This window comes from Candidatus Paceibacter sp. (genome assembly GCA_013360865.1).
GTDB lineage: Bacteria > Patescibacteriota > Minisyncoccia > UBA9983 > UBA9983 > SURF-57.
The window spans coordinates 15,028-28,620 of the sequence record JABWAS010000001.1 but is presented as its reverse complement, the minus strand read 5'-3'; the positions used below and the strand labels follow the sequence as shown (position 1 = coordinate 28,620).

The window sequence follows — 13,593 nt, the reverse complement described above, 5'->3', positions numbered from 1 at the left end:
GGCTTGTTTGGTAATGATTTAATCCAAAATCCCCCTGCCTGCCAATTCCCAAAAAGGAATAAAGTTTACTTCGGTCTTGTCAATGACAAACGTTTCTTTAAAACTTTTATTTACTACGAAGGCTTTTTGGGGTTTGTATTTATCAATAAAACTTTTTAACGAACGGCCGACTTCCGGTTTCTTAAGTTCTGAATATTTAACTTCTACCGGAGTTACTCTATCTCCTGAAGTTATCACAAAATCAACTTCCGCTTTTTCTTTTGTTCTCCAGTGTCTTATTTCGGCGCCGGAAAATTGCAAGCTGGTTTTCAACGCGTTGAAAACAAAATTTTGAAAAGCGAAACCTGAACCGTCCGTCTGGGCCGTCTTTCCAAAAAGTCCGACTGAATAATTTCTAAAACCAAGATCGTGGAAATAGACGACAGGAGCTTTTGTAATCTCTTTTCTTTTGTTTTTAAAAAATGGCGAAACCGTGCCGGTTATAAAGGTTTTTTCCAAATACCATAAATAGTTTTTAATTGTCGCCATGGATAATCCGATTGTGTTTGATAGTTCTGAATAGTTGATTATTCTGCCAGTCTGACCGGCAATAATTTTTACTAGAGAGGAAAAGGCGTCCAATTTCTCCACTCTCAGCAAGTATGCGATGTCTTTTTCCATATAACTTCCATAAAGTTCAGAAATAACCATCATTTTTTCTTCAAAGGAATTTGCCGTAATCACCCGAGGATAGCCGCCAAAGTTCAAATACTCAAGCAAAAGACTCATCGCTGTATCCTTTTCAATATTTAAAAAATCCAAAAGTCTGTTTTCGTATTTGTAATCTGTCCTAAAATTCGCAAGCTCACTGAAACTTATCGGCAAAACCTCAAACATCATTTTTCTTCCCGCTAAGGATTCGTGAACTTTTTCCTTAAGCTCGACGCTCCCCGATCCTGAAATAATGAATTTATGCGGCAAATTCATATCGTAGATTCCCTTTAAAAACAATCCGGCGTCTTCTTTTCTTTGTATTTCATCAAGGAAAACATAGCCCTTATTGTTGCCAAACTCCAGTTTCAACCTCTCTGTCAAAGAGTTTTGGGTAGTAAAAAATTTTCGGTCGTTTTCAAAATCAAGACTCAAAAAAACGGTTTTGTTCCCTGTTTTTTCAAGATATTCCTTAAGCTCCATCATTAAAGTTGTCTTGCCCGCTTGCCTCGGTCCAACAATAAGAGTCATCTCTTTTTTATCAAGATGGTTTTTTAAGGCCTCAAAAATATTCCGTTTTATAAACATTTTATTATTGATAGTTATATTCTAGACCGATTATTTTCAATGTCAAGTTTTTATAAAGTCTATTATGGTAAATTTGCGCAACCTTTTTGCAGTTTTACTTCACCCACCATTTTTGGCGGATTTCTTTGATTTCGGCTTGTTCAATGGATTCTTTTTTGTCTTTGGCTTGTTTGGCCAACGCCTCCAGCTCTTTTTCTGGCAGGTTGTTTAACTCAACAGCTCTTTTCTCCAGGTATTCTTTGGTGTTTTTCTCCGGTTCATCCAAAACTTCCTCAAACATGATATTCAAAATCTGACCCACTTTCGGTCCGGGTTGGATTTTAAGAAGTTCCATAAGGCGGCTGCCGTCAATTTTAAGGCTGGTGACAGACAGTGGGGCTCTCATAGCCTCTTCTATCATGGCTTCGTACTTCCTAAGGCGATATGGCGTTTCCTTCGGCCTCCCCATTCCTACCCTGTCGGCGAAGCGTACCTTCATCAAGTCCCAGACATGCTCCGGACTGACATTGCGGACCATTCTTCGCACTGCTGATAAAGTTATCACTTCTGTGTCGGAAAAGAATAGATGGTAACGCACCAGTTTGCTGATGAGCTCTATGTCTTTTTTGGAAAATTTAAGCCGGGCCAAAATTTTGGCCGCCATTTTGGCGCCGATGACATCGTGGCCGTAGAAAGTCCAGTCCCCTTTCTGCTCATTCCAGCGTCTTGTCGCCGGTTTGGCCACATCGTGCAGCAGCGCCGCCAGCCTTATTTCCAGCGGCCAGCCTTTTGAAGCGGCGTGATCAAGCGCCATTAAATTATGCTCCCAGACGGTGAATTTATGAGCTTTATTTTGCTCAATGCCAATTCCCTCTTCCAGCTCCGGCAAAACATATTTAAGAACGCCAAGCTCGCGCGTAAGCTCTATGCCAAATTTAGCCTTGTTGCTCATTACTATTTTTACAAACTCATCATGGATTCTTTCTTGGGCGATTTCTTGCAAGTGGCTGGCATGTTTTTTGATAGCTTCTTTTGTTTCACGTGAAACGTCAAAATCAAGTTCTGCGGCCAATCTTATTGCCCTTAAAATCCGTAAAGCATCTTCATTAAATCGGTCGTCCGGATTGCCCACCGTTCTGATAATTTTCTTCTTTAAATCTTCTTGGCCGCCGAATAAATCGAGTAATTCCAAGTCTTTTTCGCCTTCGCGGGGCAGGCCTGCCTGCCGATGAGGCAGGGCAAGGGCCAAGGCGTTGATGGTAAAATCGCGCCTTTTAAGATCTTCTTTAACGTTTGACGTGAAACGCACTTCGTCTGGCCGCCTTTTGTCCGAATAACCGGATTCCAGCCGATAAGGCGTAACCTCAACGACTTTTAGAGTTTCATCATCCGTGTCGTTGATAACCCCGACAGTTCCGTATTTATTTTCGTAAACAGAACGGGGGAACAGCTTTTGGATATCTTCCGGTTTGGCATTGGTGGTAATGTCCCAGTCCTTCGGTTTCGTATGTAACACCAGATCGCGGACGCAGCCGCCGACAAAATAAGCCTCAAATCCGGCCTTATTGAGTTTCTCGGCAATATCAACGACGATTTTGGGGATAGTTTTTATTTTTTCCCGCATTTCCTGTATATTTTAGCATTTTTGTGTTAAATTAACAGAATAAAGCGCCCGTAGCTCAATTGGATAGAGTACTTGGCTTCGAACCAAGCGGTTGTAGGTTCAAGTCCTACCGGGCGCAAAACAAGATTTGTCCCTTAAATTTTGTATCGGAAGTTGTCTTTTAGATTACCTCGTCCTTTAGGTACGATAGAAAAGTTATTCACATTATCCACAGGATATATACACAGGTATTTTAGAGCAGTGTCCCATAAGTTATGGTAATAAAAGACATTGGACAAGAATTTGTGTCCGATAACAAGAATAGACCGTCCTTTAGTTTGTCCGTTAAAATATTCTTATTTTTAGCCGTTTTAAGCGAGCAGCGACTCCGGTTTATCTGGAGGTTGGAATTTTTAAATTGAGAAAACTTTTTACTGTTGGCGGGTTTAATAAAAGGTTGCCATTGGCCAGACTAAAATTTAACAGAAGTTTTAAATTATTATTAACATAGTTATCCACAGTCTTAAAACTGGCGAAAGACAATAAATGCCATTAACAGATAAACAAAAGATAGGTTTCGCCGGAGAAAACGCGGCGGCAAGGTTTCTCATGAAACATGGCTTTGCGGTTTTGGACAGGAATTATAGGAAAAAGTGGGGAGAAATTGATATTGTGGCGAAAAAAGAGGGGATTATTCATTTTGTGGAAGTCAAAGCCGTTTCACATGAAACGAATAACTATGACAGAAACGGTTTTAGGCCGGAGGAAAATGTTCATTTTTGGAAATTAAAGCGATTGTCGCGGGCGATACAGACGTATCTGATAGAGAAAGATGTTCCACATGAAACCGAGTGGCAGATCGATGTAATGGCGGTTTTCCTTGATTTAAACAGAAAAAAGGCCACAATAAGGATTACCGAGAATGTGATTATTTGAAAATCAATGTTTCGCATGAAACATGGAGCAAAACTTTATAGTGATGTAATATAAACAAACCTGCTTTGCCTGCCCGCCAAAGCCTGAGCCGGGGCATAGTGTAACGGTAGCACGAGTCCTTTGGGAGGACTTAGTTCCAGTTCAAATCTGGATGCCCCGAAAAATTAAGGCGATGGCAGGCGGGGGAGCATTTAGTCCGAGTTCAAATCTCGGCGGCCCGACAGAGGTTTTGCCCGGAAGCATAGTATGCTTCCGTGGAAATTTACATAATAAATTTAGGTGGGCCGAGTTCGACTCTCGGCGCCCCGATTTTAATTATTTATTAATTTATTTAACGGTAAAATAAAACCATGGAACAATTTTTCTTGCAAAATAAATGGACGTTGGCGCCCCTTGTGATTTGGGGCCTGTTTTGGAAGGCCTGGGCGCTTTGGAAGTCGGCCAGATTAGACAGTAAAAAATGGTTTACTGCGCTGTTTTTAATTAACACAGCCGGATTGTTGGAGATACTGTATATATTTGTGTTCAGCCTCAAGAAAACATCCAGAAAAGAAACATAGGGTAATAGAATCCAAAAACGAAAAAAAATGCGGGTTGATTTTTGTTTGCGCTTGATTCAATATAAATTGGAATTTTTTGTTATTTAAAAAGTTTTTTGGGAGGTTGATGGAAAAACAGAAAAGAAAGGAAAGGATATGGATAAAATTCTGGAAGAAATTGGCGGTATTTTAAAAGAAAACATAGGTAACGTTTTTTATTTCAATCAATTTGTAACGGTTTTAGATAAGGATAATTGTCCGCGTAATTATAACTATAAAAGGAATAGTTTGTTGAATTGGAGGAAAAAATATTTTAAAGGAGAAAACAGGGAAGGGAAAAAGAATAAAAAAGAAATACCAATGGAAGTAGATAAATTTTTGGGATATTTGCGACTTTTGGGAGGGAAAGGGATAATTGATATTGTGAAGTTTAAAAACAGCCTTGTTTATTGCTTAAAGATGGGCTATGTTTCCAAGCCTCTTTAACAAAAATAATAAAATAAAAATTATTTGTCTGGGCGCCGGTCGCAAAACGGCGCCTTTAATTTCTGAAAAACGGGGTTGACCCCGTGAAATGATTTTTGCGAAACAAAAATCGTTCCGATAAAGCGGAACATTTCACAAGGTTGACAGGCTTGATTTTTTAAACATAATTTATGTGTTATTGAAAAGTCGGCGGTTGTCGTACTTAAACGATAAGCCGCTTTTATAAAAATAGTTTATTAAATTTATGGCGGAAGAACAAAAGAAAAAAGAAGACGAAAAAGAGGGCGAAGAAGAAATGGGGCATCATTTTGACCCCGATTCGGATATGTGCCACACCTGCGGTGGCTGTGGTCCGACGGAGGGGGAGTAAGATTCCGGAAAACCGTCCTGTTGCAAGCGGGGCGGTTTTCTTGTTTTTGCGGCGATTTTAATTTAATATTGGTGAATAAGTCTCAACACATTGTGGGATAAGCGGGCAAGCCCCTGTCTGTCGACAGGCAGGGGCCGAAGTCCCGCTTTGTGGGACGCAGCCCCGACGATATTGTCGGGATAAAGCGGGATTAGTTAAATGTTACCCGCCCGCCACGCAAGCCAGCTTGCTGGCGTTGCGGGCGGGTAACATCAGTTTTCCAAAACAATATATCGCGGGCGTAGTTTAGTGGTAGAATGACTGCCTTCCAAGCAGTAGATAGGAGTTCGATTCTCCTCGCCCGCACACCTTGTTTCTACAATGGGAAAAATTTTAAATTTAGGCCGTAAGATAATTCCTCGTTCTGTTTTTAAATTTGCCCAGCCGTTTTACCATTTTACGCTGGCGTTTTTGGCGGCGGTGGTTTACGGGTTTCCGTCCCGGAAGTTGAAAATCATCGGCGTAACCGGCACGAAAGGGAAGTCCACCACCGTTTATTTTCTAAGCCGGATTCTGGAAGAAGCGGGTTATAAAACGGCGGCCATTTCCACGATAGAAATGAAGATGGGCGAGAAATGCTGGAATAATAAGACAGAAATGACAATGCCCGGCCGGTTTTACTTGCAAAAATTTCTTAGGCGGGCCGCGAAAAGCGGCTGCAAGTTCGCCGTGCTGGAAGTAAGTTCGCAGGGAGTTGTCCAGCATCGGCACCAATTTATAAATTTTGACACGGCTGTTTTTACCAATCTGGCGCCGGAGCACATAGAAGCGCATGGTTCGTTTAAAAATTATAAGAAAGCCAAGCTTAAATTTTTTGAATACGTAAAAAATAACCACGTTGTAAATAAGGATGATAAATATTTTGATGATTTTTGGAAGGTTGGCTATGAAGGCGAAGATCCGTGGACGCGGCCGATTAAAAAAGTTTCTTATTCCGCAAACGACGCAAAGGGAATTAAATTGCAAATTGCCGGCGATTTTAATCTAAGCAACGCGGCGGCGGCCGTAAAAACGGCGGGGATTTACGGGGTTTCTTTAGAGAAAGCGAAAGTGGCTCTGGAAAATATAAAAAACGTTCCCGGGAGAATGGAGTTTGTAAATGAAGGGCAGAATTTCAAAGCGATTGTGGATTATGCCCACACGCCTGAATCTTTGGAAGCGGCCTGGAAGGGAGCAAAATCAATTATTGCCGGCAACGCAAAGCTAGTTTGTGTTTTTGGGGCGACGGGTGGGGGAAGGGATAAGTGGAAAAGGCCGGAGTTCGCCAAAATCGCGGAAAAGTATTGCGACGAAATAATTTTGACAAACGAGGACCCGTATGACGAAAATCCCGAAGATATTTTAAGTCAAATTTATTCAGGATTTTCGTCCGTTGAAAGTGTAAAGTCAAAAGTTCATAAAGTTTTAGATAGGAGAGAAGCCATAAAAAAAGCCATAGAGTTGGCCAAAGAAGGGGACGCGGTAATCATCACCGGCAAGGGGAGTCAAACAACCATGGCCATTGCCGGCGGCAAAAAAATCCCCTGGAGCGATAAGGATGTGGTTAGCGAGGAATTAAGAAAGGTGGTAAAAGATTTTAATTTAAGATAGAATAAAATCATAAAATGAGAAAATTTTCGAGCAAATATTATATAATTTATGAACGCGATGAAAAACGCGGCTTTGTTGCTTCTGCCCCTGCTATACCGGGTTGCGTTGTTTATGGAAAAACAATAAAGGAGGCGTATAAAAACATCCGTCTGGCCATAAAGGAGTGTTTAGAGGTTATCTACGAATTTAACAAAAAATTTCCAAAAGAAACGGTAAAACCTGAGACAGTCAAAAAATTTTCATTTGTTTCAATCCCCGAACATGCCAAGGCTTAAGCCGATAAGTTATGAAAAGTTTGCAAGAAAACTAGAACGAGCGGGTTATGTTCCTATCAGGAAAAGCAAACACACTATTTATTTTCAACCAACAAAGCAAATAACGATCCCGTTACCGCACAAACATCACGGAGACATTCCCAAGGGCTTGCTGCATAAACTTATTAAAGAGATGAGAATTTCTTTGGAAGAGTTTGAGCGCTTGTAAATTATGAATAAAAACAATTTTTGGAAAATGGTTATTATGGCGGTAGTTTTGATCGGGTTGTTAGTTGGCGGTTTGTTTTTATTTAAGAATAAAACACTCGCGCCCGTTAAAAATAAATTTGAACCAGATTCACGGCTCACATCATACAAAAGCTTATCTGGTAAAAAAAAGCAATTGTTTCACAAAGACACACAAAGTATTGTATATCTGGGTCAGATGAGACTCGCATTGTTGCTTTATTATGATGACAATAATAAATTACCACAGAGCATTAACGACCTTATTCCAAAGTATCTTCCTTCAACCGCCGAGCAACAAGGCGCATATAATTCCGACCAATTTCATTACTTTAGATGTTCGCCAAAAGATTTTCACATTGGCGTATCTCTTACTTTTAATCATGATCCAATTGATTTAGGTCAGGATAATAAATCAAGAGTTCTTGCGACAGACCTAGATAAAAAGGTTTGTAATGATGACCCAATTAAATTTAGGGATGATTCTAAGTGTTTTTCAACTGATATTGGTAATTATTGCTATGATTTAGGCAGAGAAGGAAGTGAAACGAAGACCAAAGAAATAAAAGACTGGCAAACCTACCGAAACGAGAAATATGGATTTGAAATTAGACACCCATTAAATTGGGGAAATCCTATTATCTCTGCAGGTAGGGAATTTGGTATTTCTGAAGGGAAAAGTTATCAAAGCGGCGAGTCTATTGTTTATAGCAATTATGGATATGACGCTGAAATTGGGTTTAGCAACGGCAACGGGATAACGATGATAATTGTTAATATTGATTCTACAGACAAGAGAGTGTATGCCACTTCTTGTCTTGAGTCCTATCGGATCGAGGGCACATCGTGCGATTATCAAGATTATACTCTAGCTGAAGACGCGCAGCGTATAAAAAATTTACCTGATGGTATATTATCCAAATGGGCTTCTGGCGATATAGAGGAGCTTAAAACTCTTAGTAATAATGGCTTAAGGGTCGTTTCTTTCCCGGCAAATACTATCAACGATAATGATGGTCGAACTTATAAATTTTATGGAAAAGATTTTGCTTATCAAGTTTATTTTCCTCCGGCCACTTCAAAAATGGAAGCAGAGCTGTTTTTATCCACCTTTACAATTACAAATTAATTTACGTTCATCAACACTGTAAGTCGGTGAAGCGAAAAGAAAGGTTAAAATCCAATCAGGATAAAATCATATGAAAGCCATTATATTAATCCTAAAATTTATGGCGGTTATGGTATGGGTTGTTCCTGTTTATCTTTTTGTCCAAGCAATCAATGAGAAAGAATGTTACTTTGGGTTATGTCTTGGCGGCACCTTTTTTACGGATTATTTGCTGTTATAATCATTAAAATTAATTATATAATCCATGAATCTTGCCAACAATAATTTTCAGAAGATAAGCAAATTGTGGATTTTCACCGACCCCATTGTTTTGATGCTGTTGTTGTTTTTCGGCGCAATGTATTTTCTTTATCTGGCTGACAAGATGCCTCAAGGCCTGCTTTTCTTTTTTGTTCTTCTCGCTTTTCTAATAACTATTTTAAGATTTTTGTTAAGACTTTTGATATGGTTTAATTTTTCTTTTTCTGTTGAGGACGGCTTTTTGCTTGTAAGAGAAAATGTTTTAAGAAAAAAAGAAAGAAGAATACCTTATAATTTGATTGAAAACGTGTCAATTGAAAAATTTTTCCTCCAGATGATTTTCGGTTTGCGTTCCTTAAAAATATTTTGTTCTCCCAAAATTGAAGATTTTTATGTTCTTAACCCTGTTTCTGCCAAGAATATTAAAAAAGATGATTTCAAGAAATTATTTTTACTGGAGGCCACATTGCATACCCAATATACTAAATGTTTTTTAAACATAGGTTCCTGTGGCCGATACATAATAATACCAGGTTTAACTAAACGCGGAGCCGAGACTTTAAAGAAAAAAATTGAAACGTTGACTTCAACAAACAAAACCTAACAAAAAACAAAAAACCTGTTTACATCTTTGCATCCAATTTACATCCAACATCTTGCAAAAAATCGCAAGTTTTGGTATACTTTTTGACAAATGCTAACTACCAAAAAGAAGCAGAAAATTATTGAAGAATTCAAGGTTCATAAATCTGATACCGGCTCCGCCGACGTCCAAGTCGCGCTTTTAAGCCAGCAAATTGAACAATTGGTCAAGCATCTCAAAGACCATCCTAAAGACAACCACTCCAGGAGAGGGTTGCTTAAAATGGTGGCCGACAGAAAGGCCCTGATGAACTATCTGGCCAAGAAAGACAAAAAACGCCACAACACTTTGGCCGGAAAGCTTGATTTGAAAAAGAAATAAGCAAAAGCTCCAGAAACAACTAATGTCCTCTATTTTTAATTCTGAACAATATAAAAATCAGCGCGTGGCTGTGTTTTTGGACGTGCAGAACTTGTATCATTCGGCCCGGGCTATTTTCCAAAAAAGAGTCAACTTCAAAGAGTTGCTGGATATGGCTGTCGGCCAGCGCCAGCTGGTGCGGGCGTTCGCTTACGTGGTGCGGACAAAAACCGGCGAGGAAAAATCTTTCTTTGAAGCGCTGACGAAACTGGGCATAGAAATCCGCGACAAAGAATTGCAGGAATATTACGGCGGAATGAAGAAGGCCGACTGGGACGTGGGTATCGCCGTGGACGCCATCAAGACGGCGGCTTTGGTGGACGTGATAGTGCTTGCCAGCGGCGACGGCGACTTCGCCCCTCTGGTGGAGTATCTTAAAAACCAAGGCAGGCGGGTGGAGGTGGCGGCTTTCGGCAAATCGGCCTCCATCAAGCTCAAAGAAACGGCCGATGAGTTCATTGATTTGAGCGAGAATCCGAAAAAGTTTTTAATTAAAGGGTAATAAAGACCTGGCTGTTAGAAATTCAAAAATTTAAAATATCTATTTTCTTTAGCCCGCCTGCCGACGAGGCAGTGACGGACGACGAGGGGAAGCCTACGAAAACAGATATTTTAAATTTTTGAAGCGGCCGCGTCTTAAAACAAATATGCAAATAAAAAAGTTTGAGACGGAGTGGGCGGGGAAAAAATTAAAGGTGGAGATTTCCGACCTGGCCGACCAGGCCGGAGGTTCGGTGTTGGTGCGCTACGGCGAGACGGCGGTTTTTGCCGCAGCCACGATGTCCGCGCAAAAAAGAGAGGGGCTGGATTATTTCCCTTTGATGGTGGACTATGAAGAAAAGTTTTACGCCGCCGGTTTGATATTGGGCAGCCGCTTTGTGCGCAGGGAAGGCAAGCCATCCGAAGAAGCTGTTCTTACCGGCCGCTTGATAGACCGTACCATCCGGCCGCTTTTTGACAAAAGTATCAGAAATGAAGTGCAGGTGGTGGCCTCCACTCTTTCCGTGGACGGCAAAAACGACCCGGACGTGGTGGCGATAATCGCCGCTTCTTTGGCTTTGGGAATATCAAATATCCCGTGGGGTGGGCCGGTAGGGGCGGCTAGGATCGGTTACGACGGAACGAATTTCATGCTCAACCCGACTTACGAGGAAAGGACAAAATCATCTTTGGATATAGTGGTTTGCGGCAAGGACGGCAAAATCAATATGATAGAAGCCGGCGCCAAGCAGGTTCCGGAAGACGTAATTGCCCGATCTTTCCATGAGGCTCTCAAAGAAATAGCCCAAGTGGAAGAATTCCAGAAAATGATAATAAAAGAAGCTGGTAAAGAGAAAATAAAAGTTGAGAAAAAAGAAAAAACACCGGAGATGGTTGATTTGTTCAATAAAAACATTCTTAATCCCATGGAAAAAGTCATTTACGAAAGCAGAACGACGAAACCGGATTTGTCGCCGGTAAAAACGGAGTGGTCCAAAATTTTCGGCGAAAAATTCGGCGAAGAAAAACTTGATTTGGCCGAAGATATTTTTGAGGAGGGGATAGACAAGCTGGTACACGACAAAATCATAGACGCCGCGCCCGGCGCCGAAAAAAGACAAGACGGAAGAAGAGTGGACGAGGTCAGGTCGGTTCATGCCGGCGTCGGTTATTTGCCGATGCTGCATGGTTCCGGCGTGTTCTATCGCGGACAGACTCACATACTTTCCGCCGTCACTCTGGGTGGGCCTCAGGACGCCTTGCTTATAGAAGGGATGGAAATCAGCACCTCCAAACACTTCATGCATCACTACAACTTCCCGCCGTTTTCCGTCGGAGAAACCGGCCGCATGGGCAGTCCGGGCCGGAGAGAAATAGGCCACGGCGCTTTGGTGGAGAAGGCTCTTTCGGCCGTTGTTCCGCCTAAAGAGGAGTTCCCTTATACCATCAGAATCGTGTCCGAATCCATGGCTTCCAATGGCTCCACTTCGCAGGGATCGGTTTGCGCTTCCACTCTGGCCTTGATGGACGCCGGCGTGCCGATTAAAAAACCGGTGGCCGGAATCTCCATGGGGTTGATGATGAGAAACGAAAAAGAATACAAAGTAATTACAGATATACAAGGGTTTGAGGATCACTTCGGCGACATGGACTTCAAATGCGCCGGAACGGACGAGGGCATTACCGCCATCCAGCTGGACGTAAAGGTGGACGGCATACCGGCTCAAATTTTGGAAGAAGCCTTGATGGGAAGCAAAAAAGCCAGAACTAATATAATGGAAGTAATGCTCAAGGCCATTCCGGAACCGAGAAAAGAACTGCCGGCTCACGCTCCGCGGGTGGTGAAGATGATGATAAATCCGGATAAAATAAGGGAGGTCATCGGCCCCGGGGGCAAGATGATAAACAGCATCATAGACAAGACGGGAACGGAAATAGATATTGAGCAGGACGGCTCGGTCTTTATCACCGGCAAAAACCTGCAGGCTACCGACGAAGCCAGAAAAATAATAGAAGGCCTTACGCGCGAATACGCGGTGGGCGAGATTGTGGAAGGGCCGGTCAGCCGGATGTTTGACTTCGGGGCCATGGTGGAAATCGGCCCGATGCAGGAAGGCTTGGTCCATGTTTCCGAGCTGGCGCCGTTCCGGGTCAATAAGGTGACGGATGTGGTAAACATCGGCGACAAAGTGAAGGCCAAAATCATAAGCATAGACGAAAAAGGCAGAATCAACTTATCCATGAAACAGTTGGACCCCAATTACAATCCGGAAAATGACCCCAGAAGCAAGCCGAGGGGCGAAGGGTTCGGCCACAGGGGCAGAAGCAACAACCATGCCCGGTAGGACAAATTATGATGGTTTTTGCCGGACATAATAAAAGTCATTAAAATTAAAAAGTAATTTGGTTGTTTAATTGTTGGGTTGTCATTTAACCAAAAACATGGGCAATCATAATTTGTACTGACCGGGATGGAGGACAAAGAAACACAAACGGCGGCGAAAAATACTAATACCGGCGGCGGAGTTGCCAAAAGTTCCTCCCCGCGGGCTATCCGGACGCTGGAAAGCGACATCGCCGAATACGTCAAAGGGAAAAACGTTTCTCTGTTGGATATCGTGGCGGAGGAAGCTAAATCCAAGGGCGTCAGTTTTGAAGAACAAACCAAAAGTTCCCTGCCGGTTAAAAAAATACTAGTTTCTTTTCTGGTGGTTTTGGTTTTGGCCGGCGGCGGCTATTTTGCCTTTACCAAAATTTCTTCGGAGAAAAACCAGTCTGGCCGTAAGGCGGGGGCCAGATCAGTCGTTGACCCGATTATTTTGGACGACGAAACGGAAATTTTGGCCGAAGAGGGCAAAAAGGAGGTTTTCCAGAGAGAGCTTCGCCAATTTTTTGAAGAGGGCGGCAATGAAGGCGACGCGGCCGCGGCCGTCATTATGAAGGTTTCCGGCAGCAATGAAGCCAGAATGGGCAGGAGGGAATTTGCCGGATTCGCGGATGTATCTTTCCCAAAAGAACTCTCCGATTACCTGGAAGACGATTTTATGGTTTTAAGAATAGAGGCGGACGGAAGCCGACCCGCCCTTGTTTTTAAAGCCAAATCATATAATTATGTTTTTTCCCAAATGCTGAAGTGGGAAAACAGTCTAGCCAAAGACCTCGGCTTTTTCTTCAGCGGGGCGGCTTTATATTCTTCCGGGCGTTTCTCGGACAAATATGTTAAAAACCACGACGCCCGGGTTTTGACAGACGATGATGGCAACACATTGCTTGTTTATTCTTTCATTGACCGCAAATATCTGGTGATAACGGAAAGTGAAGACGCTTTGGCGGAAGTATTCCGGCGCTTTTCTTCCCCGCAACACATAAACAACGGAGCTACTTGGTGAAGGGTTGTGTTTTGTTTTCTTTCTGTTATCAT

At 42.2% G+C, this 13,593-nt stretch carries 12 protein-coding genes, 3 tRNA genes and 1 pseudogene; 14 read left to right on the top strand and 2 right to left on the bottom strand.

The annotated features are described in order from the left end of the window. Positions 1-18 precede the first annotated feature (18 nt). Both HUT38_00150 and HUT38_00145 read right to left on the bottom strand, forming a co-directional pair. Positions 19-1,278, bottom strand: a complete 1,260-nt coding sequence (locus HUT38_00150; GenBank protein ID NUQ56900.1) for an ATP-binding protein — start codon at positions 1,276-1,278, stop codon at positions 19-21. Positions 1,279-1,372: 94 nt separating this feature from the next. After that, complete coding sequence (locus HUT38_00145; GenBank protein NUQ56899.1) at positions 1,373-2,869, bottom strand: HD domain-containing protein; 1,497 nt, start codon at positions 2,867-2,869, stop codon at positions 1,373-1,375. A 56-nt stretch (positions 2,870-2,925) separates the two neighbouring features. Between HUT38_00145 and HUT38_00140 the strand changes: the two genes are divergently transcribed. From HUT38_00140 to HUT38_00075, 14 genes and pseudogenes are all read left to right on the top strand, one after another. Continuing rightward, positions 2,926-2,999: transfer RNA gene (locus tag HUT38_00140), tRNA-Arg, on the top strand. Between the two features lie 407 nt (positions 3,000-3,406). Then, positions 3,407-3,796 (top strand): YraN family protein, encoded by a 390-nt coding sequence (locus HUT38_00135; GenBank protein ID NUQ56898.1) that lies wholly within the window; start codon positions 3,407-3,409, stop codon positions 3,794-3,796. An 89-nt stretch (positions 3,797-3,885) separates the two neighbouring features. Beyond that, positions 3,886-3,956 (top strand) — tRNA-Pro (locus HUT38_00130). 535 nt (positions 3,957-4,491) lie between these two features. Beyond that, positions 4,492-4,821 carry a hypothetical protein gene (locus tag HUT38_00125; protein NUQ56897.1) on the top strand — a complete coding sequence of 110 codons (330 nt, stop codon included), beginning with the start codon at positions 4,492-4,494 and terminating at the stop codon, positions 4,819-4,821. A gap of 644 nt (positions 4,822-5,465) precedes the next feature. After that, positions 5,466-5,536 (top strand) — tRNA-Gly (locus tag HUT38_00120). Between the two features lie 15 nt (positions 5,537-5,551). After that, positions 5,552-6,820, top strand: a complete 1,269-nt coding sequence (locus HUT38_00115) for a UDP-N-acetylmuramoyl-L-alanyl-D-glutamate--2,6-diaminopimelate ligase (protein ID NUQ56896.1) — start codon at positions 5,552-5,554, stop codon at positions 6,818-6,820. 14 nt (positions 6,821-6,834) lie between these two features. Next, positions 6,835-7,095, top strand: a complete 261-nt coding sequence (locus tag HUT38_00110) for a type II toxin-antitoxin system HicB family antitoxin (protein NUQ56895.1) — start codon at positions 6,835-6,837, stop codon at positions 7,093-7,095. Next, on the top strand, positions 7,082-7,303 hold the full coding sequence (locus HUT38_00105) for a type II toxin-antitoxin system HicA family toxin (protein NUQ56894.1): 222 nt from the start codon (positions 7,082-7,084) through the stop codon (positions 7,301-7,303). Before HUT38_00110 ends, HUT38_00105 begins: the two co-directional genes overlap by 14 nt. A 3-nt stretch (positions 7,304-7,306) precedes the next feature. Next, entirely contained in the window at positions 7,307-8,449 is a 1,143-nt protein-coding gene (locus tag HUT38_00100; GenBank protein ID NUQ56893.1) for a hypothetical protein, read from the top strand. A gap of 244 nt (positions 8,450-8,693) precedes the next feature. Continuing rightward, positions 8,694-9,293 (top strand): PH domain-containing protein, encoded by a 600-nt coding sequence (locus HUT38_00095; protein ID NUQ56892.1) that lies wholly within the window; start codon positions 8,694-8,696, stop codon positions 9,291-9,293. 90 nt (positions 9,294-9,383) lie between these two features. Continuing rightward, positions 9,384-9,653 (top strand): 30S ribosomal protein S15, encoded by a 270-nt coding sequence (gene rpsO, locus HUT38_00090; GenBank protein NUQ56891.1) that lies wholly within the window; start codon positions 9,384-9,386, stop codon positions 9,651-9,653. Between the two features lie 22 nt (positions 9,654-9,675). Beyond that, a complete protein-coding gene (locus HUT38_00085) occupies positions 9,676-10,194 on the top strand; it encodes an NYN domain-containing protein (protein NUQ56890.1) in 519 nt (172 codons plus the stop codon). A 145-nt stretch (positions 10,195-10,339) separates the two neighbouring features. Continuing rightward, positions 10,340-12,450: pseudogene (locus HUT38_00080) on the top strand (polyribonucleotide nucleotidyltransferase). 193 nt (positions 12,451-12,643) lie between these two features. Beyond that, positions 12,644-13,561, top strand: a complete 918-nt coding sequence (locus tag HUT38_00075; protein NUQ56889.1) for a hypothetical protein — start codon at positions 12,644-12,646, stop codon at positions 13,559-13,561. Positions 13,562-13,593 lie beyond the last annotated feature (32 nt).